18 protein-coding genes and 2 pseudogenes are annotated in these 22,508 nt (G+C 58.3%); 9 read left to right on the top strand and 11 right to left on the bottom strand.

The window, feature by feature from the left end; genetic code table 11:
• Nucleotides 1–22 precede the first annotated feature (22 nt).
• The 4 genes from fdnG (at nucleotide 23) to araJ (ending at nucleotide 6,111) form a co-directional block, all read left to right on the top strand.
• Nucleotides 23–3,070: a formate dehydrogenase-N subunit alpha gene (gene fdnG / locus SIK97_RS06390; protein WP_103433574.1), complete on the top strand. Its 3,048-nt coding sequence runs from the start codon at nucleotides 23–25 to the stop codon at nucleotides 3,068–3,070.
• 11 nt (nucleotides 3,071–3,081) lie between these two features.
• A complete protein-coding gene (gene fdxH / locus SIK97_RS06385) occupies nucleotides 3,082–3,966 on the top strand; it encodes a formate dehydrogenase subunit beta (RefSeq protein ID WP_014838425.1) in 885 nt (294 codons plus the stop codon).
• Nucleotides 3,959–4,615, top strand: coding sequence for a formate dehydrogenase-N subunit gamma (fdnI, locus tag SIK97_RS06380; protein WP_004120645.1), 657 nt, complete (start codon nucleotides 3,959–3,961; stop codon nucleotides 4,613–4,615). Before fdxH ends, fdnI begins: the two co-directional genes overlap by 8 nt.
• Nucleotides 4,616–4,959: 344 nt before the next feature.
• Nucleotides 4,960–6,111 carry an MFS transporter AraJ gene (gene araJ / locus SIK97_RS06375; RefSeq protein ID WP_032749167.1) on the top strand — a complete coding sequence of 384 codons (1,152 nt, stop codon included), beginning with the start codon at nucleotides 4,960–4,962 and terminating at the stop codon, nucleotides 6,109–6,111.
• Nucleotides 6,112–6,127: 16 nt separating this feature from the next.
• Here the strand turns inward: araJ and SIK97_RS06370 are convergent, their stop codons facing one another.
• Genes SIK97_RS06370 through SIK97_RS06345 form a run of 6 tightly spaced genes read right to left on the bottom strand, consistent with a single transcriptional unit; the run spans nucleotide 6,128 to nucleotide 13,241 of the window.
• On the bottom strand, nucleotides 6,128–7,219 hold the full coding sequence (locus SIK97_RS06370) for an alkylhydroperoxidase domain protein (protein WP_032749165.1): 1,092 nt from the start codon (nucleotides 7,217–7,219) through the stop codon (nucleotides 6,128–6,130).
• Between the two features lie 9 nt (nucleotides 7,220–7,228).
• The gene (locus SIK97_RS06365; RefSeq protein ID WP_057174029.1) at nucleotides 7,229–8,218 is read right to left on the bottom strand and encodes a putative FMN-dependent luciferase-like monooxygenase; all 990 of its coding nucleotides are present in this window, start codon (nucleotides 8,216–8,218) and stop codon (nucleotides 7,229–7,231) included.
• A complete protein-coding gene (locus SIK97_RS06360; RefSeq protein WP_057174030.1) occupies nucleotides 8,215–9,819 on the bottom strand; it encodes a dipeptide ABC transporter ATP-binding protein in 1,605 nt (534 codons plus the stop codon). The genes SIK97_RS06365 and SIK97_RS06360 overlap by 4 nt, the downstream gene beginning before the upstream one ends.
• The gene (locus tag SIK97_RS06355; RefSeq protein ID WP_047723864.1) at nucleotides 9,816–10,667 is read right to left on the bottom strand and encodes an ABC transporter permease; all 852 of its coding nucleotides are present in this window, start codon (nucleotides 10,665–10,667) and stop codon (nucleotides 9,816–9,818) included. The genes SIK97_RS06360 and SIK97_RS06355 overlap by 4 nt, the downstream gene beginning before the upstream one ends.
• Nucleotides 10,664–11,608, bottom strand: coding sequence for an ABC transporter permease (locus SIK97_RS06350; protein WP_057174031.1), 945 nt, complete (start codon nucleotides 11,606–11,608; stop codon nucleotides 10,664–10,666). The genes SIK97_RS06355 and SIK97_RS06350 overlap by 4 nt, the downstream gene beginning before the upstream one ends.
• Nucleotides 11,609–11,618: 10 nt before the next feature.
• Nucleotides 11,619–13,241, bottom strand: coding sequence for a TIGR04028 family ABC transporter substrate-binding protein (locus SIK97_RS06345; RefSeq protein WP_025108260.1), 1,623 nt, complete (start codon nucleotides 13,239–13,241; stop codon nucleotides 11,619–11,621).
• A 207-nt stretch (nucleotides 13,242–13,448) separates the two neighbouring features.
• On the opposite strand from SIK97_RS06345, the gene SIK97_RS06340 reads away from it, so the two are divergent.
• A complete protein-coding gene (locus SIK97_RS06340; RefSeq protein WP_057174032.1) occupies nucleotides 13,449–14,018 on the top strand; it encodes a hypothetical protein in 570 nt (189 codons plus the stop codon).
• A gap of 42 nt (nucleotides 14,019–14,060) precedes the next feature.
• Here the strand turns inward: SIK97_RS06340 and adhP are convergent, their stop codons facing one another.
• A complete protein-coding gene (adhP, locus tag SIK97_RS06335) occupies nucleotides 14,061–15,071 on the bottom strand; it encodes an alcohol dehydrogenase AdhP (RefSeq protein ID WP_004120604.1) in 1,011 nt (336 codons plus the stop codon).
• A 256-nt stretch (nucleotides 15,072–15,327) separates the two neighbouring features.
• On the opposite strand from adhP, the gene SIK97_RS06330 reads away from it, so the two are divergent.
• The 4 genes and pseudogenes from SIK97_RS06330 to SIK97_RS06315 form a co-directional block, all read left to right on the top strand.
• Nucleotides 15,328–15,927, top strand: a complete 600-nt coding sequence (locus SIK97_RS06330) for an inorganic diphosphatase (RefSeq protein WP_014229291.1) — start codon at nucleotides 15,328–15,330, stop codon at nucleotides 15,925–15,927.
• 260 nt (nucleotides 15,928–16,187) lie between these two features.
• A pseudogene (locus SIK97_RS06325) lies at nucleotides 16,188–16,385 on the top strand (recombinase family protein); the annotation flags it as partial.
• Nucleotides 16,386–16,425: 40 nt separating this feature from the next.
• The gene (locus tag SIK97_RS06320) at nucleotides 16,426–16,614 is read left to right on the top strand and encodes a hypothetical protein (protein WP_042927132.1); all 189 of its coding nucleotides are present in this window, start codon (nucleotides 16,426–16,428) and stop codon (nucleotides 16,612–16,614) included.
• Between the two features lie 141 nt (nucleotides 16,615–16,755).
• Nucleotides 16,756–17,262 (top strand): annotated as a pseudogene (locus tag SIK97_RS06315) (GNAT family N-acetyltransferase); the annotation flags it as partial.
• Nucleotides 17,263–17,299: 37 nt separating this feature from the next.
• Here SIK97_RS06315 and SIK97_RS06310 read toward each other — a convergent pair.
• The 4 genes from SIK97_RS06310 to SIK97_RS06295 form a co-directional block, all read right to left on the bottom strand.
• Nucleotides 17,300–19,012 (bottom strand): ABC-F family ATP-binding cassette domain-containing protein, encoded by a 1,713-nt coding sequence (locus SIK97_RS06310; protein ID WP_057174033.1) that lies wholly within the window; start codon nucleotides 19,010–19,012, stop codon nucleotides 17,300–17,302.
• Between the two features lie 320 nt (nucleotides 19,013–19,332).
• On the bottom strand, nucleotides 19,333–21,030 hold the full coding sequence (locus SIK97_RS06305; protein WP_014229295.1) for an NAD-dependent malic enzyme: 1,698 nt from the start codon (nucleotides 21,028–21,030) through the stop codon (nucleotides 19,333–19,335).
• Between the two features lie 184 nt (nucleotides 21,031–21,214).
• On the bottom strand, nucleotides 21,215–21,355 hold the full coding sequence (gene sra / locus SIK97_RS06300; protein WP_004101955.1) for a stationary-phase-induced ribosome-associated protein: 141 nt from the start codon (nucleotides 21,353–21,355) through the stop codon (nucleotides 21,215–21,217).
• Between the two features lie 236 nt (nucleotides 21,356–21,591).
• Complete coding sequence (locus tag SIK97_RS06295) at nucleotides 21,592–22,443, bottom strand: Vmh family MBL fold metallo-hydrolase (protein ID WP_032695033.1); 852 nt, start codon at nucleotides 22,441–22,443, stop codon at nucleotides 21,592–21,594.
• Nucleotides 22,444–22,508: the final 65 nt, after the last annotated feature.

Below are 22,508 nucleotides of genomic sequence, written 5' to 3'. Positions count from 1 at the left end.
ACATCCCGCATGGAGGGGAACAATGGACGTCAGCCGCAGAAAGTTTTTTAAAATCTGCGCAGGCGGTATGGCCGGAACAACAGCCGCTGCATTGGGTTTTGCGCCCAAAATGGCCCTGGCTCAGGCGCGTAATTACAAATTGCTGCGCGCCAAAGAGATCCGCAACACCTGCACATACTGCTCCGTGGGCTGCGGGCTATTAATGTATAGCCTGGGCGACGGCGCGAAAAACGCGAAAGAAGCGATTTACCACATTGAAGGTGACCCGGATCATCCGGTGAGCCGCGGCGCGCTGTGCCCGAAAGGCGCGGGGCTGCTTGACTATGTTCATAGCGACAACCGCCTGCGCTATCCGCAGTACCGCGCGCCGGGTTCGGATACATGGCAGCGCATCTCCTGGGATGACGCGTTTACCCGCATCGCCAAACTGATGAAAGCCGACCGCGACGCCAATTTTATTGAAAAGAACGAACAGGGCGTGACGGTTAACCGCTGGCTGTCCACCGGGATGTTATGTGCCTCTGCGGCCAGTAATGAAACCGGCATGCTGACGCAAAAATTTGTGCGCTCCCTCGGCATGCTGGCGGTAGACAACCAGGCGCGCGTCTGACACGGACCAACGGTAGCAAGTCTTGCTCCAACATTTGGTCGCGGTGCGATGACCAACCACTGGGTTGATATCAAAAACGCTAACGTCGTGGTGGTGATGGGCGGTAACGCCGCCGAAGCCCATCCGGTGGGATTCCGCTGGGCGATGGAGGCGAAAAACAACAACGATGCGACGCTGATTGTCGTCGACCCGCGCTTTACGCGCACGGCGTCGGTGGCCGATATCTATGCGCCTATTCGCTCCGGCACGGACATTACCTTCCTGTCCGGCGTGCTGCTGTACCTGATCGAAAATAACAAAATCAATGCCGAGTACGTTAAACACTACACCAACGCCAACCTGCTGGTGCGCGACGATTTTGCCTTCGAAGATGGCCTGTTCAGCGGCTACGATGCCGAAAAGCGTCAGTACGATAAGTCTTCGTGGAACTATCAGTTCGACGAAAACGGCTACGCCATGCGCGACGAGACGCTGCAGCATCCGCGCTGCGTCTGGAACCTGCTGAAGCAGCACGTTTCGCGCTATACGCCGGAGGTGGTGGAGAATATCTGCGGTACGCCAAAGGCGGACTTCCTCAAAGTGTGCGAAGTGCTGGCGTCAACCAGCGCGGCGGACCGAACCACCACCTTCCTTTACGCGCTGGGCTGGACGCAGCATACCGTCGGGGCGCAGAACATCCGTACCATGGCGATGATTCAACTGCTGCTCGGCAATATGGGGATGGCGGGCGGCGGCGTCAACGCGCTGCGCGGGCACTCCAATATTCAGGGGCTAACCGATTTAGGCCTGCTCTCGACCAGCCTGCCGGGCTACCTGACGCTGCCGTCGGAACAGCAGACGGATCTGCAAAGCTATCTCGCCGCCAATACGCCGAAGGCGACGCTGGCCGAACAGGTGAACTACTGGAGCAACTATCCGAAGTTCTTCGTCAGCCTGATGAAATCGTTCTACGGCGACGCGGCGCAAAAAGAGAACGACTGGGGCTTCCACTGGCTGCCGAAATGGGACCAGGCTTACGACGTCATCAAATATTTCAATATGATGGATAACGGCAACGTCACGGGCTATATCTGCCAGGGCTTCAATCCGGTGGCTTCGTTCCCGGACAAAAACAAGGTGGTCCGCAGCCTGAGCAAGCTGAAGTACATGGTGGTTATCGACCCGCTGGTAACCGAAACGTCGACCTTCTGGCAAAACCACGGCGAGTCGAACGATGTTGACCCGGCGGCGATTCAGACCGAAGTGTTCCGCCTGCCGTCCACCTGCTTCGCCGAAGAGGATGGTTCAATCGCCAACTCCGGGCGCTGGCTGCAGTGGCACTGGAAAGGCCAGGACGCGCCGGGCGAAGCGCGCAACGACGGCGAAATTCTGGCCGGCATTTACCACCGTCTGCGCGAGCTGTATCGCACCGAGGGCGGCAAAGGCGTCGAGCCGCTGCTGAAGATGGGGTGGCACTACAAGCAGCCGGATCGTCCGGAATCAGAAGAGGTCGCGAAAGAGAACAACGGCTACGCGCTGGCGGATCTCTTCGACGCTAACGGCGCGCCGCTGGCGAAGAAGGGCCAGCTGTTGAACAGCTTCGCGCTGCTGCGCGATGACGGTACCACCGCGTCGTCCTGCTGGATCTATACCGGCAGCTGGACCGAGCAGGGCAACCAGATGGCCAACCGCGATAACGCCGATCCGTCAGGCCTCGGCAACACGCTCGGCTGGGCATGGGCGTGGCCGCTCAACCGGCGCGTGCTGTACAACCGCGCGTCGGCGGATATTAACGGCAAGCCGTGGGATGCGAAGCGGATGCTGATCCAGTGGAACGGCAGCAAGTGGGTTGGCAACGATATTCCGGACTTCAATACCGCGCCGCCGGGCAGCAAAACCGGGCCGTTTATTATGCAGCCGGAAGGACTGGGGCGCCTGTTTGCCCTGAATAAGCTGGCGGAAGGTCCGTTCCCGGAACACTACGAGCCGATGGAAACGCCGCTTGGCACCAACCCGCTGCACCCGAACGTGGTCTCCAGCCCGGTGGTGCGCCTGTATGAAGAGGATGCCCTTCGTTTAGGTAAGAAGGATAAATTCCCGTACGTCGGCACCACCTATCGCCTGACCGAGCATTTTCATACCTGGACCAAGCATGCGCTGCTCAATGCGATTGCGCAGCCGGAACAGTTTGTCGAAATCAGCGAAGGTCTGGCGAAAGCGAAGGGGATTGCCAACGGCGATCGGGTGACGGTCAGCAGCAAGCGCGGCTTTATTCGCGCGGTAGCGGTGGTGACGCGTCGTCTGCAAACGCTCAACGTTAACGGCCAGCAGGTAGAAACCGTCGGGATCCCGCTGCACTGGGGTTTTGAAGGGGTAGCCCGCAAAGGTTACATCGCCAATACCCTGACGCCAAACGTCGGGGATTCCAACTCGCAAACGCCGGAGTACAAGGCGTTTCTGGTCAACATCGAGAAAGCGTAAGGAGCGAATACATGGCGATGGAAACCCAGGACATTATCAAACGCTCCGCCACCAACCCGATCACGCCCGCGCCGCGCGCGCGGGATTTTAAAGCGGAAGTGGCGAAGCTGATCGATGTCTCCTCCTGCGTAGGCTGTAAAGCCTGCCAGGTGGCCTGTTCCGAGTGGAACGATATCCGCGATGAGGTTGGGCACTGCGTCGGGGTGTACGACAACCCCGCCGATCTGAGCGCCAAATCCTGGACGGTAATGCGCTTTAGCGAAACCGAACAGAACGGCAAGCTGGAGTGGCTGATACGCAAAGACGGCTGCATGCACTGCGAGGACCCGGGCTGCCTGAAGGCGTGCCCGTCCGCCGGGGCGATTATTCAGTACGCTAACGGCATCGTCGACTTTCAGCAGGAGAACTGCATCGGCTGCGGCTACTGCATCGCCGGGTGCCCCTTTAACGTCCCGCGCCTCAATAAAGAGGATAACCGGGTCTATAAGTGCACCCTGTGCGTTGACCGGGTCAGCGTCGGCCAGGAACCGGCCTGCGTGAAAACCTGCCCAACCGGCGCGATTCACTTCGGCAGCAAGAAAGAGATGCTGGAAGTGGCCAACGAGCGCGTGGAAAAGCTGAAGAAACGCGGCTATCCCCATGCCGGGGTGTATAACCCGCCGGGCGTCGGCGGCACCCACGTGATGTACGTGCTGCATCATGCGGACCAGCCGGAGCTGTACCACAACCTGCCGAAAGAGCCGCAGATCGATACGTCGATCAACCTGTGGAAAGGCGCGCTGAAGCCGCTCTCGGCGGTCGGGTTTATCGCCACCTTTGCCGGGCTGATTTATCACTACATCGGGATTGGGCCGAATAAAGAAGCGGATGACGATGAGGAGGAGCATGATGAGTAAATCGAAAATGATTGTGCGCACGAAGTTTATTGACCGCGCCTGTCACTGGACGGTGGTCATCTGCTTTTTCCTGGTGGCGCTATCGGGGATCTCGTTTTTCTTCCCGACGCTGCAGTGGCTGACCGAAACCTTCGGTACGCCGCAGATGGGGCGAATTCTGCATCCGTTCTTCGGGGTACTGATTTTCGTGGCTCTGATGTTTATGTTTGTGCGTTTTGTCCATCACAATATTCCCGACAAGCAGGATATCCCCTGGCTAAAGGGCATTATTGAGGTACTGAAAGGCAACGAGCATAAAGTGGCGCGGGTAGGGAAATATAACGCGGGGCAGAAAATGATGTTCTGGACCATCATGAGCATGATTTTTGTGCTGCTGGTGACCGGCGTGATTATCTGGCGGCCCTGGTTTGCCCACTATTTCCCGATTCAGGTTATTCGCTATAGCCTGCTGATTCACGCGACCTCGGCGATTATTCTTATTCATGCGATTCTGATCCACATGTATATGGCGTTTTGGGTGAAGGGATCGATTAAAGGCATGATCGAAGGGAAGGTGAGTCGCCGCTGGGCGAAGAAGCATCATCCGCGCTGGTATCGCGAGGTGGAGCGTCAGGAAGCGAAGAAAGAGAGCTGTGAAGGGCTGAAGTAAGCGTAACTGAGCAACCCGCTCTGGCTGAAGCCGGAGCGGATCGGCTATTGGTAACAAGGGCGTCAATGGCGGAAATAACTTCGCCTCTGGCGCTTTTTAAGTTACAGATAAAATCTTCGCGCTTGATCGGCTTATTATTAAGGTTTGTCATCATCGGCGAACAAAGCATAAACGTTTAAAATTCAATATTTACCTCAGGAACTGAATAATCAATCTGCCAGTGAGCCTATGAAATAATCACGCCGTTTTATGGATAAATATGCCACCCGGCGTTTTTATCTGGTCTGCCGTTTAATAATGCACAATAATGCCGGCGGTATGTTTTATAACAAGTGATTAGTTGTATGAAAAAGACTATTTTTTCGTTAGCGCTTGGCACTTTTGGTCTCGGAATGGCGGAATTTGGCATCATGGGCGTATTACCTGAAATTGCCCGTGACGTCGGAATATCTATTCCCGCCGCGGGCAATATGATCTCCTGGTATGCGCTTGGCGTCGTCATCGGCGCGCCGGTGATGGCGCTGTTCTCCAGCCGCTTTTCGTTAAAATCGGTGATGCTGTTCCTCGTGGCGCTGTGCGTTATCGGCAATGCCATCTTTACGCTATCTTCCAGCTATTCGATGCTGGCGCTGGGGCGCCTGATCTCCGGTTTCCCGCACGGCGCCTTCTTTGGCGTGGGGGCGATCGTTCTGTCGAAAATTGCGCCGCCGGGGAAGGTCACCGCCGCGGTGGCGGGAATGATTGCCGGAATGACGGTCGCAAATTTGCTGGGGGTTCCCGCCGGAACCTGGCTTGGCCATCAGTTTAGCTGGCGCTATACCTTTCTGGCGATTGCGGTGTTTGACATCGCCGTGCTGGTCGCCATCGCCTGGTGGGTGCCCACGCTGTTTGATAAACCGACGACGCGCCTGCGCTCGCAGTTTCATTTTTTAACATCGCCCGCACCGTGGTTAATTTTTGCCGCGACGATGTTCGGCAATGCCGGCGTATTCGCGTGGTTTAGCTATATTAAGCCGTTTATGATTAACGTCTCCGGTTTTGGTGAGAGCGCCATCATAGCCATTATGCTGCTGGCGGGGCTGGGGATGGTTCTGGGGAATTTATTTAGCGGTAAAGTCTCCGTCCGTTATAGCCCGTTACGTATTGCCGCCGTGACGAATGGCGTGATTGTCGTGACTTTATTACTTCTGTTCCTGCTGGGTGAGAATAAAGCCGCCGCATTAACCCTCGCGTTTATTTGCTGCGCGGCCCTGTTTGCCCTGTCGGCACCGCTGCAAATTCTGCTGCTGCAAAATGCGAAGGGCGGCGAGATGCTGGGCGCGGCGGGCGGCCAGATCGCCTTTAATCTCGGCAGCGCCATTGGGGCGCTATTCGGCGGGATGATGATTACGGCCGGTCCTGGCTGGCGTTTCGTTGCCTTACCGGCCGCGCTGCTTTCGTTTCTTGCGCTCAGTTCGCTGCTGATTTATGCCCGCCATCAGCGGCGTCTGGCCTGATTAAGCCCGCTGGCAGCTATTCCTGCCACGGCTCGCCGAGGGTCAGCATTAACCGGTTGGCCCAGGCAAAGAAAGCCGCCGATTGCAGTAAATCCAGTCGGGCGAGGGTATCCAGCCCCTGTTGCTCGACGGCGGCAAGGTGGTCAACGGACAGGGAGGGAGGGGTAACGGAAATCGCGGCGGCGAAATCGATCTGCGCCTGCCATCCCGGCGTCTGCCCGTCGCTTAACTGCTCTCCCGGCGTCACCGCCAGCAGCGTCTCTATCGCCGTTTCATCTTTAGCCAGCTGTGCCGCTTTGCGCGCATGCACCGAGGCGCAATAAATACAGCCGTTGATTTTGCTCGCCACCGTTGCCGCCAGCTCGCGCTCAGCGCGCGGCAGGCCGCCGGGAGTATAAAAGATCCCTTTGTCGGTTAACGTGCGCTGCTCGAGGAGCGGCAGGTTGCGCGCCAGCAGGCGGAAGTAGGGCGAATCGCTGTGGCCGAATTTCGCCAGCAGCGCCTGCTCGTCGGGGGTAAATTCCGCCAGCGGTTTAGCCGCCAGCCAGGGCTCCCAGTGCAGTTCATCGCGGGTGAAGTGCACCGGCGCCTTCTTACCGCTGATGGTTTGCGGCGAGGTATGCCAGAATCCCGCCACCGTCGGGGTTTGTGCGACGTGGATATTTTTGCCGTTAAGCAGGCGCAGCCCGACGACCAGCCGGCTCTGGAAGCTGACAAAAGCGATAAGCTGGGCGAGGGTGACGATGCCGCGCAGGCTCCATCCGGCGCGGATTAAGGCCTCAAGCGCCGACGGCGTGGCCTCCACGGGCGTAAAGGTCAACAGCCGGGCAAAGGCCAGCGCCGGCGCCAGCCGCGGCGATGTGGGGTCGGCAATGCCAAAGCCGGCGTAGTGGGCGGCCAGCGCATCGCTCTCATGCAGCTTCGCCACCCTCGCGGCCACGGCAAAACGCTCGTCGAGCGGAAAGTCGTTATCCTGCTGACCAAACAGCGTTTCATAACTTCCCTGAGCATGGCGGGTGGCCGCCTCGCGCACGGCTCGCGCCGCCGCTAAGGCGGAATCGGGGGCAATTTCTGCCAGTTCGGCCAATATATCCTGACTGAGCGTCATGGTGACTCCTTATCGTATCTGCGGGGCAATATGCTGAGCGATCAGCTCAATGGAACGAAGCGTGTCGCGGTGCGAGGGTTCAACGGAGTGCACCTGAAACGAAATATCGGTTACCCGCCGCAGGACGCTATCGCGGGCCAGCGAAGCGGCGACGTGCTGCGGGTCGCCAACGTGCGCGTCAAGCTGCGGCAAAAAATCAGTGACAGTGTCACCAATAATATCATGACCTGCGGCGCGATGCTGGGCAGCCTGCTGGCGCAGGCCGGGTTCAGCGACCTGCAGTGCATACTGCTGGTTATCGGCGACAAAGGCCGTCCGCGAGGCGAGGATCCTTGACTCGACGCCCGCCGGCAGCGCGGCGAGATAGGCGTCAATAATCGGATTCTGGATAGCGTCCAGCGGCAGCGTGGGCTGTCCAGCCGGACGCGGCTGCGTGCGCGAGAGCATCAGCCCGTGCCCGGCCTGAGCCGCGCGAACCGCCCCCTCAATGGAAAAGGTGGCAATCCAGATGCGCTCCGCCAGCTGCGGTGCCTGAGGGTACAGATGATTATCCGGGTGCGAGAGCGAATCCCCGCGCCAGGCGCTTTGAATCAGATGCAGGTGTTCGGCAAATACCGCGCTGCGCTGGTCCATCGTCAGCCCGAAGGGTAAAAACGAGGTGGGGGTGCCGCCGGAGCCGAAGCCCACCTCCAGCCGTCCATCGGCGAGCAGATCCAGCACCGCCGCATCCTCCGCCACCCGCAGCGGGTTTTCCATCGGCAGGGTGATAATGGCGGTGCCAAGACGAATGCGCTCGGTGTGCGCCGCGGCGTGGGCGAGAAAGACCAGCGGCGACGGCAGGCCGCCTTCGTGCTCATGAAAATGGTGCTGAGCGATCCACGCGCTGTCGAATCCCAGGCGTTCCGCGTGGCGAATTTGCTCGGTGGCCAGCCGGTAGCGCTCTTTAGGCGTGGCGTGGTCCAGCAGACGGGTGAAAAAGCCCAGTCGTTTACGCGTCATGCAACCTCCTTGCTCGGGGATGAAAAGTGGGGAATCGCGGCGATAAGCTCGCGGGTATAGTCATGCTGCGGGGCGCTGAACAGTCGGCTGACGTCGCCGTGTTCAACCACCTGGCCCGCCCGCAGCACCGTCACGCTGTGGGCGATACGGCGCACCGTCGCCAAATCGTGAGTGATAAACAGATAGCTCAGCCCCAGCTGCTGCTGAAGCTGCTGCAGCAGCGCGAGAATTTGCGTCTGCACCGTGACGTCCAGCGCCGAAGTCGCTTCATCGAGGACAAGGATCGTCGGTTCAAGGATTAAGGCGCGGGCGATGGCCACCCGCTGCCGCTGGCCGCCGGAAAGCTCACGGGCGGTTCGCGACAGCAGCTCCGGAGCGAGCGCCACGCGGGCGGCGACCGTTTCGACGCGCTGGCGCCGCACTTCGGCGTTGAGGCGGTCGAAGTTTTTTAACGGCTCTTCGATAATCTCAAACAGCGTTTGCCGCGGGTCCAGCGAGGCAAAAGGATTCTGGTAAACGAACTGAATTTTACGCCGCAGCTGGCGGAGCGCCTCGCGGCTGAGATGCCCGGCATCGATACCGTCGATAGCGATATGGCCGCTATCGGTCTTTTCAAATCCCAGCAGGATCCGCGCAAGGGTCGTTTTGCCGGAGCCGGACTCGCCGACCAGCGCGTGGGTGCTGCCGCGCTTCACCTCGAAGCTCACGGCGTCCAGCGCCTGCAAATGCGCGCGGCCTAATGAGAAGCGCTTGCTGATGCCCTCCACGCGGATCGCCGGGGTCGCCAGCACGCGCCCGCTGGCCGGGGCAATGGTTAGCGTCGAACCCTGGAGATCGCTCAGCAGCTGGCGGGTATAGGTATGCTGCGGCGTACGTATGACGTCGCCGGTCGCGCCCTGTTCCTGAATCTCGCCGTGGCGAAAGACCAGCAGGCGGTCGGCGCGTTCCGCCGCCAGCGCCAGATCGTGGGTGACGAACAGTACCGCCGTGCCGGACTCCCGGCGAAGCGTATCCAGCAGGTCGAGGATCCTTTTCTGTACCGTCACGTCGAGGGCGCTGGTGGGTTCATCGGCAATGATTAAGTCGGGTTTCAGGGCGATCGCGATAGCAATCAGCACCCGCTGCTTCATACCGCCTGAAAGCTGGTGGGGATATTGATCGAGGCGCTGTTCCGGGTGGCTCAGCCCAACTTTGGTCAGCAGCGCCAGCACCTGCGCTTTACGCGCCGCGGCGCTGCTTTTTTGATGCAGACGCAGGATTTCCCCCACCTGCGCGCCGATGGTTTTCACCGGATTCAGGGAGTTGCCCGGATCCTGAGGCACCAGGCTAATCCGCGCGCCGCGCAGGCCGTCGAGGCGTTTAGCGGACCAGCCGCTGATATCTTCGCCATTAATCAAGATACGCCCGCTGTCCCGGCGCGCGTTATCCGCCAGCAGGCCAATAATCGCCTGCGCGGTGGTGGTTTTACCTGAGCCGGATTCACCGACAAACGCCAGCATTTCGCCGCGTTTGACCTGAAAACTCACGTCGTGCACGACCTCGCGCCATTCACGCTGTGAACGATAGCTGATGCGCAGATGCTCTACGCTTAAAACATTCATCGGCGTTCTCCGCTAAATTGACGGCTAATACGGTTGGCGGCGAGCACGACCGCAATCACCGCAATACCGGGAAGGGTGGTCAGCCACCAGGCGGTGGAGAGATAGTTGCGGCCTTCGGCGATCAGCAGACCCCACTCCGGGACCGGCGGCGGCGTGCCGTAGCCGAGAAAACTCAGGGTCGAGAGCGCCAGAATGGCCTGGCCGAACTGGAGGGTGGCAAAGGCCAGCACCGCGGTGAGCGAGTTGGGCAGAATATGCCGCCAGAAAACGGCGAAAAAGGTGCCGCCGCTGCCGTAGGCCGCTTCGACGAAGTCGCTGTGGCGTACGCGGACCACCTCCGCTCGCGCCAGGCGGGCAAAGCTGGCGACGGCCGCCGCGCCGACCGCGACGGCGGCGTTGAGCGTGCCGAAACCGAGTAGAATGATGACCGTCAGCGACAGCAATAAAGAGGGGATCGCCAGCAGCACGTCGACCAGGCGCATGATTGCCGACTCCACGCGTCCCGCCAGCGCGCCGGCCAGCGTGCCCAGCGCGGTACCGATAAACAGGCCGATCGCCACCGCCGCCAGCGCGGCGGAAAGCGAATGAACGGCGCCGAAGACGATGCGGCTCCACAGATCGCGGCCCAGCTGGTCGGTTCCCAGCCAGTGGCCGGCCTGCGGGGCCAGCCGCTGGGCGCCGGGGAACCCTTCCAGCGGGCTATAGGCGGTAAACAGCTGCGGAGCGATAGCCATCAGCGCGGCAACGATCATCACCGCCCAGGCCAGCAGCAGACCGGGCTGGACGCGCCGCGTACGCCAGTTTGACGTGCGGCGGCGCGCGGCGGTTGCGTAATCCACCAGGCTCATACGGCACCTCCGATAACGGTTTTCAGGCGCGGGTCGAACAGCGGCATCAGCAGGTCGACCAGCAGATTAATCAGCACGAAACCGAGGGCAGAGATCATCACCACCGCCTGCAGTACCGCGATATCCTGATTATTGACGGCCTGCTGCGTCAGCAGCCCCAGACCGCCGCGGCCAAACACGGTTTCGGTAATCAGCGCGCCGGCGATCAGTTCCCCCAGCAGCAGACCGGCGATGTTGAGCACCGGCAGCAGGGCGTTGCCGGTAACGTGCCGCCACAGGGCGCCGGTTTCGCTCAGGCCTTTGGCGCGGGCAACGGCGACAAACGGCTGCGCGGCGACCTGATCCAGACTGCGCATCAGGATTTGCGCCAGCGGAGCGGAAATCGGCACCGCGACGGCAATAATGGGCAAAATCAGCCCCTCAATCGGCCCGGGATTGATCACCGGGATCCAGCGCAGCTGAAAGGAGAAAATCTGAATCAGGGCGATGCCGAGCCAGAACGTCGGCAGCGAGATAAACAGCGCCGGCAGGGATTGCAGCGCGTTGCTGAGCCAGCGCAGGCCCGGCAGCCGTGAGGCGAAGGCGAGGGCGAAGGCCAGCGCCACCGCCAGAGTAAAGGCGGGCAGCGCCAGGCTTAATGTTTCCGGCAGGTTGCTGGCGATAAGCGCGCTGACCGGCAGCCCGGCCTGCAGCGAATAGCCAAAATCGCCACGCAGCATGGCCATCAGCGTGTGGAAGTACTGTCTCCACAGCGGGCTATCGGCCCCGTAGGCGAGGCGCATTTCGGCGAACTGCTCAGGGCTGAGCCCCAGATCCGGATTCTGAAACTTGATCAGTACCGCATCGCCGGGTAGCACCTGTAACAGGACGAAGGAGAGGGTAAACGCGGCCCACAGCACCAGTAAACCCTGACCGGACCGCCGCAGAAGATAGTGACTCATCGCGGGCTCCTTAGTGCTTTTCCAGCCAGGCGCCGTAGAACGACGGGCGGCCTACCGCTTCAAAACTGACGCCTTTCACCCACGGCGCGCCGGCAAAGACCTGCGGCTCTTCAAATATCGGGATTACGTAGGCGTTGTCCAGCAGGTAGCGCTGGGCGTCGCCGGTGAGCTGGAGGCGTTTTTGCGGCTCGACTTCGGCTGAGATCGCGGTCAGCAGCGCGTTGAGCTTATCGTCGCGGAAGCGTTGGACTTTGTCGCTGGAGCCGCCTTTTTGCAGCAGCGCGTCGCGGTTAGCGGGGAAGAACATGCTTTTCACCACGTCAGGGTCGGCGCGGCCCACTTCCGACACGGTAAGCGGCGTTTTCAACGGGTCGAGGCTGTCCAGCGTACGGCTGCCGGCATCACCGGCTTTGACCGCCAGCGCAACGCCGACCTGGCGCCACTGCTGGGCGACAAGCTGGAGTACCTCTTTGTTTTGCGGCTGGGGCAGGGATTCATAGACGGTTAATGCCAGGCGCTGGCCATCTTTGACCCGTATACCGTCGGCGGCCGGTTTCCAGCCAGCCTCATCAAGCAGCTGTTTCGCTTTGGCCGGATCGAAAGCCAGCTTATCGCTGAGGTTAACGTATCCGGCCGCGGTGCTGGCGACGACGGAGGTCGCCTGCGGATAGTTGGCGGAGAACAGGGTTTCAACCACCTGTCTGGCGTCGGTGGCGTGCAGCAGCGCCTGACGAACGCGCAGGTCGGCAACCAGCGGATTATCCGGGCGGAAGCTCAGGCTGTCGTTAACGCCGCGCGTCGGGGCGGCATAGATTTTAAAGCCCCGATCGGTTGCCTGCTTTTCATCATAGGCCTGCACCTGGCGAATAAAATCGGCCTGGCCTGCCAGCAGCGCGCCAACGCGTACGCCATCTTCCGGGGTGACGATATAGGTTATGCCGTCGAGATTCGCTGGCCCCTGCTGGGCGAGACTTTTCGGCCCCCATTGATAATCCTGACGTGCGACCAGAGCGAGTTCACGTCCCGGCTTTTCATCTTTAACCGTAAAAGGCCCGGAGCCAATAATATGGCGGGCGTCGCCCAGCTCTTCAAAATTTCGCGCCAGGGTGCTCAGGGAAACCAGCCCGGAGCCGATGGTCGCGGTGCCCTGCAGAAATCCCGGCGAGGGCTTTTTAAAGTAGAACTTAACCGTCAGCGGATCGATGACTTCGCTGCGATCGTAGTTATTAATCACCTCGGACACCGGCAGGCGGTGCGCTTTATTACCGAGACCGTAGGTATCAAAGTTTTTGGCAACCGCATTGGCGTCAAGCGGGGTGCCATCAGAAAAGGTGACGCCAGGGCGAATCTTAAAGGTATATTCGGTTTTATCCGCGTTGGCGCTCCAGCTTTCGGCTATCCACGGTTCGACTTGTAAGGTTTTTGGATTTTGCCAGGTCAGCTTATCGGTTATTTGATTAAGAATACCGCCGTTAGGGTAAAAGCCTCCGGCCGGGGGATAAAGATTGGTATGCGGCTGCTGCTCCAGATAAATTAACGTGCCGCCTTTAACCGGCGCGTCGGCGGCCCACGCGGAAAACGCGCCGCTCAAAAAAAATGCCGCCAGCGCGGGCAGGCGAAAACGGGTGTGCATGGTGAATTCCTTTGTTATCTCTTGTTTGGCCATCATCGGGCGCGCGTTTTAACAAAGGAAGTAAGGATTTGCGCTAAGCATTTGCATAAAAAGCATTTATACCCGGCTCGATTTTTAGGGGCTGGTATTTACATGCCTTTCAGCTGAAACTCATACTGGATAATTTAATGACTGAGAGATAGTCAGCGTAATAAAGGGATAGCGACGATGCTGAAGTATTTACTGATGTTGGCGATGACGGTGCTGGCAGGCTGTACCAGCGCACCCAATTTGCCCTCTACCGATACCATTATTAAGGTTAAACCTATTGAGTCAGGCATCATTGCCAATTCAAACAAATACAGCTATCGATTCTTCCGTAAAGGGGTGCCGCAGGAGTACCAGCGTTATAATACTTTCTACGAACGCTTCAATAAGGTCGCATCCGGCGTACGGGTGAATTTTGTCGTGAAACAGCATGAGGTTGTTGCGGAATATCTGGTGGTGCTCGACAAGCGCAGACTGGATGCCAGTCAGCTAAGTCTGTTAACCAGCCAGTATCACGCGACCGCGCTGGACAACGACCATCTTGGCGTACTGTTTAAAGCGACCGGTTTCTGGTCAACCGTTGATCCCAATGAGCTGGATGGCGCTTATCGGCTTGCCAGACCCGTCGTCGTGTCAATTAACGATAAAACGCAGACCATTAGCCCTCTGGGAGAGATTGCCCTGATTCCGCTGGTGCCGCTATTTCCGCTGGTGATGATGTACGGTTGCGCAACGGGGCCGTGCGTGTAAAGGGACAATTAAACCTCTCCCGTAGCGGGAGAGGTCCGAAGATTAGCGGCGGAAATCAATGACCATACGGCCGCGAATCTGTCCCTGTTCCATCTCTTTGAAGATGGCGTTGATATCGCCCAGCGGACGCAGGGTCACTTTCGGTACGACTTTCCCTTCCGCGGCAAACTGGAAGGCTTCGGTCAGGTCCTGACGGGTACCGACCAGCGAACCCACCACTTCGATACCGTCGAGGACCAGACGCGGAATGTCCAGGCTCATCGCTTCCGGAGGCAGGCCTACCGCCACCACGCGTCCACCCGCGCGAACCGCATCCACCGCTGAGTTAAACGCCGCTTTGGCGACGGCGGTTACCACCGCGGCATGCGCGCCGCCGGTTTTCTCATGAATAATTTTGGCTGCGTCTTCGCTGCGGGAGTTGATGGTCAGGTCCGCGCCCATTTCCGCGGCCAGCTTCAGCTGTTCATCATTAACGTCAAGGGCGATGACTTTGGCGTTAAACACGTTTTTGGCATACTGCAGCGCCAGATTGCCGAGGCCGCCGAGGCCATAAATGGCAATCCACTGGCCGGGTTTGATATGTGAGACTTTGACCGCTTTATAGGTGGTGACGCCCGCGCAGGTGATGCTGCTGGCCGCCGCAGAATCGAGCCCGTCCGGCACTTTGACCGCATAATCGGCCATGACGATACACTCTTCCGCCATACCGCCATCCACGGTATAGCCGGCATTTTTCACCGAGCGACACAGCGTTTCGTTGCCGCTGTTACAATATTCACAATGCCCGCAGCCTTCGAAGAACCACGCCACGCTGGCGCGATCGCCCGGCTTCAGAGAATGAACGCCGGGGCCGACCTGTTGCACAACGCCCACGCCTTCATGGCCCAGAATGACCCCGGTTTTATCGCCAAAGTCGCCGTTCTTAACGTGCAGGTCGGTGTGACATACGCCGCAGCAATCCATTTTTAAAAGGGCTTCGCCATGTTGCAGGGGACGAAGCGTTTTTTCCGTAACATTGACCTGATGATCTTGCGTGACGACAGCAGCTTTCATTCTGTTCTCCTTATTGAACATAAGCGTATTAACACAATTTTGTTTTTTACGCATGCTAAGGTTTAGCTTAAATCTTCATTAAATCAAGGGAATAATAGATATTCCTTGCCGGGGTGAGCTTGGTGCGCCGATTTTTTAATCAGAATTATTAATGAAATTCGCGTCACATCACTGTCATCGTTACGTCATACACGCTTCATTTGCGGCCTCTATCGTTCTGTTTTTCAATTTCTTATAACGATAGAGCGACACGACAATGCATCTGGTAAAAACACTCCTTGCCTCAGGCCTTCTGCTTTCCGCTACCGTTCAGGCGCAGAACGTACTGGATTTCCCGCAGCCGAAAAACAACCCTGAAGAGTTTTATGCCGTGACCGAAATTCCCGCGGGCGGCATTATCAAATATGAAACCGACGCCAAAACCGGATTTCTGATCGCCGATCGTTTCCAGTCAATGCCGGTGGCCTATCCGGCTAACTACGGTTCGCTGACGCAATCCCTGGCAGGGGATGGCGATCCGCTGGACGTGGTGTTTTACACCCGCGCGCCGATGGCGCCGGGAACGCTGATTAAGCTGCGCGCGATTGGCGTGCTCAAGATGATTGATGGCGGCGAGAAGGACGACAAAATCATTGCCGTTCCGGCAAGCAAAATCGACCCAACCTACGATGACATCAACACCATCGGCGATCTGCCGAAAATTGAGCAGGAGCGTTTGCAGGCTTTCTTCCGCGTTTACAAACAGCTGCCGGAAGGGCGTAAAAAAGTGGAGCTGAACGGCTTTAACGATGCCGCCGCCGCGAAGCAAGAAATTAAAGCGGCATGGGATGCCTGGAAAGAGAAAAATCCGCAATAAGCGGAAAAACAGGCATCGCCCGGTGCCTGTCGCTTTTTCTTCGCCCTATTATCCGCAGAGTGAGGTAATACGGGGGACTACGCCGGAACCGCCGAAATTTCCGTTACCCTGCGTCCTTTTCTTCAGCCCCAGCGTGGCGACGATGCGCTCGAAATTGCTTTTTTCACGGGTAATAAGTCCAGGTCAATCTCACTGCTGACGTTGTCTCATATCACTGGTACGATATAAATCTCTTTCATGGCCCTTATACGTACATATTTATGACAGAAATACGCATTGGCTATGCCCGATGTTCAACTGACCGCCAGGATCTGGCTCAGGCTCTGGCGGCAGTTCGCCAGGGAGACACGCTGGTCGTACCGAAACTGGACAGGCTGGCCCGTTCAGTTCCGGATGCAGGAGATATTGCTGATGCCCTTCAGGCCCGTGGCGTGAAGCTGGCGCTGGGCAACAGGATGGTGAGATTGCAGACATCATCACCAGGATGATTCGATAATAATGATGAGTCTTATTAAAAGGTTTTTCAGACGGATATTCAGGTCATTGATATCGATGTACGGTCCTGCCTTATTGACACTTTTATTTGCAATTGTCCTTTTTCAAATTTTCCCTGATGGACCAATATGGCCTGTCCCCATATTCTGCATTTTTGTGATCGTTGTTTTTTATCGATACGTGAAATGGTAATCATCAAAACATCAAAATTTAGCATTGTTTGAAATTTATTTATAAGGAAATGCTATGTCTACACCCGCACATGGTACCAAGGGAGGCCATTGCCTCCCTTGGCTCTGACGAGGAGATAAAATGATCGACTTAACCGCCAGGATTGATATCGTTACCGGCTATCGTCCGGGAATGATTGGCCGCATTACGCAGATGCACGGCGAGTACTATGCGAAGCATTATGAATTTGGTCACTTTTTCGAGAGCAAAGTGGCCAGCGGGTTGGCGGAGTTTTCCGGTCGTCTTGAGAAACCGTGCAACCGGGTTTGGCTTGCCGTTCAGGGTGAGCAGATTGTCGGATCGGTGGCGATTGACGGCGAGGATCTTGGCAATAATGAAGCGCATCTGCGCTGGTTTATCCTCGACGATAGCTGCCGGGGAAGCGGTGTTGGCCGACGTCTGCTGAATGAAGCGATGGCCTTTTGCGATAGCCAGAACTTCGCCGCGGTGCGGCTGTGGACCTTCAGCGGGCTGAACGCCGCCCGCAGGCTGTATGAATCCTTCGGCTTTACGCTGGATAAAGCGTGGCAGGGGGATCAGTGGGGGCGGATGATGACCGAGCAGCAGTTTAGTCGGGTCAAACCCGTTGCGCCTGCCGGCGCGGAATAATCTCCCGGCGCGGATCGCCACGCCGGGAGAGCGCCTGTTAGCCTAATAACGTCGCAATCGTTGTTATCTCCTTACGCCACTGCGCCTGCAGCTGCGGTTTTTGATGTTTTGGCTTGCGCGCCAGATCGTCGGCCAGCAGCTGCTCAAGCGTGACTAACCGCTCCAGCAGCGCATCCTGGTCCTCCTCCGGTTCGCTACTGTTCACCGTCACGGCCTGCGTCGCCGGACGACGAACGGCGGTGCGCAAAATCTCATACACCTCTTCGCTGCTGTGCCATTCGCTCAGCCCGCGCTCGTCGATAAGCCAGAAGCGATTGCAGCTGCGGTTAATGAGCTCGCGATCGTGGCTCACCAGCAGCAGGCCGCCGGGATAGTCGCGCAGCGTAGCCGCCAGCGCCGTTTTGCCATCCATATCTAAATGGTTGGTGGGCTCATCCAGCAGCAGCAGGCTATAGCGGGCCAGAGAGAGGCCGACGAACAGCAGGCGCGAACGCTCGCCGCCGCTTAAGGTGGCGACCTTTTGCCCGTGACGCGGCCAGCTGAATCCGGCGGAAATTAGCGCCCGCCTGCGCGCATCCGGGCCTGGTTCAAAGGGCTCCAGCGCGTCGAGAAGGGTATCGTCATCCGCCAGCTGATGCAGGGTCTGGTCGTAATAACCCGGCTTCAGCCGCGGATGCAGGCGCAAACCGCTTTCCGTCGTTTCCTGCTGCATTTGCCGCCACAGCAGACGCAGCAGCGAAGACTTGCCGCCGCCGTTACGGCCCATCACCGCCACCCGATCGCCGCTTTTCAGGCGAGCCAGGCCCGCGGTAAACAGGGCCGGTAGACCGGGCGCGGGGGGAACCGGGAGCTGTTCCATCTCCAGCAGTCGGTCAGCCCGCAGCATGTCGCCGTGGAGCGCCAGCCGCCAGGGGGTGCCCATGGTCAGCTCAGTTTGGCTCTCCTTCAGGCGTTGAACCTGCTTCTCCATCTGCTTGGCTTTGCGGGAGAGATCTTCGTTGTCATAGGTCCGACCCCAGATAGCCAGCCGTTTGGCGCTGGCGGCGACCCGGTCGATCTCTTTTTGCTCGGCTTTATGGCGCTGCGCATCGCTGGCGTCCTGCTCTTCCAGCGCCCGGCGGGCGGCGCTGCAGGGCAGGGAGAAGGCGTGCAGCGTTCTGTCGCGCAGGATCCAACTGGAATTAGTTACAGCATCCAATAAGGTGTTATCATGCGACACCAGAACGAAGCTCCCCTGCCAGGTTTGCAGGAAGCTTTCCAGCCACAGGAGGGTCGGCAGGTCGAGGTGGTTTCCCGGCTCATCCAGCAGCAGGAGATCCGGTTGCTGAATCAGCGCCCTGGCAAGCAGCAGCCGGGTATGCTGACCGCCGCTCAGGGTTGACGCCCGCTGCGCGGCCTCATCTGGCGTAAAGCCCATCTCTGCCAATAGCCTCTCCGCTTGCCAGCGCTGACTCTCCCGCTCAGGGGCGGGAAGTTTCGCCAGTACTACCTGCAGCAAGGGCTGCGCTAACAGCGCATCGGGTAGATGCTGTTCCACACGCGCCATCAGACAGTGACTGGCCAGCGCCACGCAGCCCGAACTGGGCACGATCGTGCCGTCCTGCACCTGTAGCAGGGTACTTTTTCCGCAGCCGTTATAGCCAATCAGGCCAATACGGTCGCCTTTTTTCAGGGTAAAGGAGAGGTTTGTGAACAGCGGGCCAAACGCCGTATCAACATGAAGAGATTGTGCAGTTAGTAATGTGCTCATTGTGAACTTACTCAAGAGTTACAGGCATGTGAATGCCTCGTCAAACATCGCTGACGATAACCCGGTAAGCCCGAGGGAAGGGAGTTAGTCTATGGTTTCTTCGCTCAAGCTGAAGTTATCGCAGCACGATACCGATAACGCTTGAGCAGGTGCGATCGCCAAATGCACGTGAAAAAAACATTTCACAGTACGACATGGGATCCTCCTTTTTTATTCAGTGAGTTGATGGGTGCTGGCAGTGTAGAGGGAGAAAGTGGTTTTGACCAGATGAGAATAAAAAAAGGCCTGCAAAGCAGGCCCCTGTATGACTCATCTTCCGGTTAAATCGACGTGCGGCGGTAGTTCCGGTACTCCGGCTGCCAGAAGTTATCGGCGATCGCCTGCAGCAACGCTTCGGCGGAGGTTTTCACCGCCACGCCCTGTTCCTGGGCGATTTTGCCCACCGCAAACGCGATAGCGCGTGAAACGCTCTGAATATCCTTCAGCTCCGGCAGAACCGGGCCTTCACCGTTATTCACCAGCGGCGAATGTTTCGCCAGGGTTTCGCTGGCGGCCATCAGCATCTCATCGGTCACGCGCGATGCGCCCGAAGCGATAACGCCGAGGCCAATTCCCGGGAAGATATAGGAGTTATTGCACTGGGCGATAACGTACTGTTTGCCTTTGAGGGTGACCGGGGCAAACGGGCTGCCGGTGGCGACCAGCGCCGCGCCGTCGGTCCAGCTGAGGATATTCTGCGGCGTGGCTTCCACCCGGGAGGTCGGGTTGGAGAGCGGCATCACGATTGGCCGCGGGCAGTGCTTGTGCATCTCGCGGATAATCTCTTCGGTGAACAGCCCCGGCTGCCCGGAAACGCCGATCAGGATATCCGGTTTGACGTTGCGCACCACGTCGAGCAGCGACAGCACATCATTCGTGGTGTCCCACGCTTGCAGATGCTCACGCTTTTGCACCAGTTTGCTCTGGAACGGCAGCAGGTTCGGCATGGCGTCGGTCAGCAGACCGAAACGGTCAACCATAAAGACGCGTTTACGGGCTTCCTCTTCGCTTAACCCTTCGCGCTGGATTTGCGCGACGATCTGCTCTGCGATACCGCAGCCCGCGGAGCCGGCGCCGAGGAAGACAATTTTCTGCTCGCTCAGCTGGCTGCCCGCGCCGCGGCTGGCGGCGATCAGCGTACCGACGGTGACCGAAGCGGTTCCCTGGATATCATCGTTAAAGGAGCACACTTCGTGGCGATAGCGGTTGAGCAGGGGCATGGCGTTTTTCTGCGCGAAGTCTTCGAACTGCAGCAGTACGTCCGGCCAGCGGGCTTTAATCGCCTGGATAACGTCGTCGACAAACTGATAGTACTCGTCGTCGGTGATGCGCGGGTGGCGCCAGCCCATATACAGCGGATCGTCCAGCAGCTGCTGGTTGTTAGTACCGACGTCCAGCACCACCGGCAGCGTGTAGGCCGGGCTGATACCGCCGCAGGTGGTATACAGCGACAGTTTGCCGATAGGAATGCCCATCCCGCCGATACCCTGGTCACCGAGGCCGAGAATACGTTCGCCGTCGGTCATCACGATAACCTTGACGTTGTGGTTCGGTACGTTTTGCAGAATATCGTCGAGGTTATTGCGGTTCTGATAAGAGATAAACACGCCGCGGGCGCGACGATAGATCTCAGAGAAGCGTTCACAGGCGGCGCCGACGGTCGGGGTGTAGATAACCGGCATCATTTCGTCGAGGTGGTTGCCGACCAGGCGGTAGAACAGCGTTTCGTTGGTATCCTGGATATTGCGCAGGTAGATGTGCTTGTCGATCTCGGTTTTAAATCCCTGGTACTGGATCCACGCGCGTTCGGCCTGTTCTTCGATGGTTTCGACCACTTCCGGCAGCAGGCCCAGCAGGTTGAAGCTGCTGCGCTCTTCCATGCTGAAGGCGCTGCCTTTATTGAGCAGCGGAAATTCAAGCAGCACGGGGCCGGCGTAAGGGATGTATAGAGAGCGGTTTTTCTTATGAGTGAATTGCATCGCACTAACTCCTTGATAATCGCTTCAGCCCGGGCGCGGCGACAGGCGGGGGGCTGGCAGGGAATGGCAGCGGGCAGAGTATAAAGCAGAAGACATCAAAGGAGGGTAAACATGAGGCCGATAGTCTTAAAAAAACACCATCCCGGGGAGAGGACGGTGTTTTTATCATCATTCAGCTGAAAAGTTAGCCACCGCGGCGCTTGCGGCCGGTGGCGCGAACATGGTTAACCGTGGTTTCCGCATCGCCTTCCAGCAGCACTTTTTTCTGCTGAGAAAGCTTGTAGTTCAGACCAAGAAGATGACGTGCCTGTTGGTTCGATTTCATTCTTACTCCTTTATCCTGTGTCGGTTTCAAGGACAAGCCCGACGGGTGTCGGACGAAATTTAACCCTTAAGTACGCCGCGCATTTTTAGCGCGGCGATAATCATCGTGGCCCATTTTGCCGGGTTTAGCAACGTTGAGTCGGCAGATTAAGAACAGTCTTTTTAGCGAACCCCGGTTCGTCGGCCGGACAGGAGGTCACCCGCCATCCGGCAGAAAGACCCGCACGTTAGCCAGTCTTACCACTTCATTTCGCCGGTATTCACTTTGGCGCTCAGATCCAGCGAACTCTCTTCCGCGAGTCCCGGCCAGCGCTGTTTCATCGCCTTGATAACGCCGGCGGAATCTTTGTGCGCGTTGAGCGCCTGCTCGAACTGGGTCAGATAATCGCGGGTAAAGGTAATCGCGCGGTCGCCTGCGGGCGGAGTCCCCAGGTAATGGCCGGGGATCACCTGCTGCGGATGCAACGCGGCCATCTCGTCGAGCGTACTTATCCACTGCTGGCGGCTTTCAACGCTCTGGGTGTCCGCCGTCCAGACGTGCATGCCCCACGCCACGCCGGTCCCGCCAAGAATGGCTTTATTCGCCGGGATCCAGACATAGGCGGCATAATTTTGCGGCTGGCGGATCTCAACCTTTTCGCCGTCGATGGTGAAGGTGTTTGCCGTCAGCGCTTGCGGGACGTAAACCTGCTTCGGCGCGCCGTCCTTCATCTGCGGGCCCCAGTAGGCCAGTTTGGCCGCTTTGGTGGCGTTAATGTGTTTAACCACTTCCGCGGTCGCCACCACGTTGACATCCGGGAAAGCCTTCACCAGCGGCTCGAGGCCGAAATAGAAGTCCGGATCGCCGGAGGTAATCACGATGCGGGTCAGTTTTTTACCGCTTTTCTTAATCATTTCAACCAGCTTCTCGCCATCTTTGACGCTGAATTGAGCGTCAAACAGCACCGCTTCATGCGGGCCGGAGGCGAGGGTGGAGTTAACCGCGAAAATGCCGTTCTCCTGCGGGTTGTAGGTTTGCAGCGTTAGGGGCGCGGCCAGAACCGACGTGCTGAACAGCGTGGTTGCGATAGCAAGGGCAGATAATTTCATATTCGTTTTCTCTTGGTCAGGTGAATGAGCGCTATTGTACGGATTTCATGATTTGCGAAAATTCC

It is taken from the genome of Klebsiella sp. JN_Kp126 (assembly GCF_033843325.1).
Classification (GTDB): domain Bacteria; phylum Pseudomonadota; class Gammaproteobacteria; order Enterobacterales; family Enterobacteriaceae; genus Klebsiella; species Klebsiella michiganensis.
The sequence above is the reverse complement of the archived record's forward strand: the minus strand, read 5'-3'. Positions and strand labels throughout refer to the sequence as shown.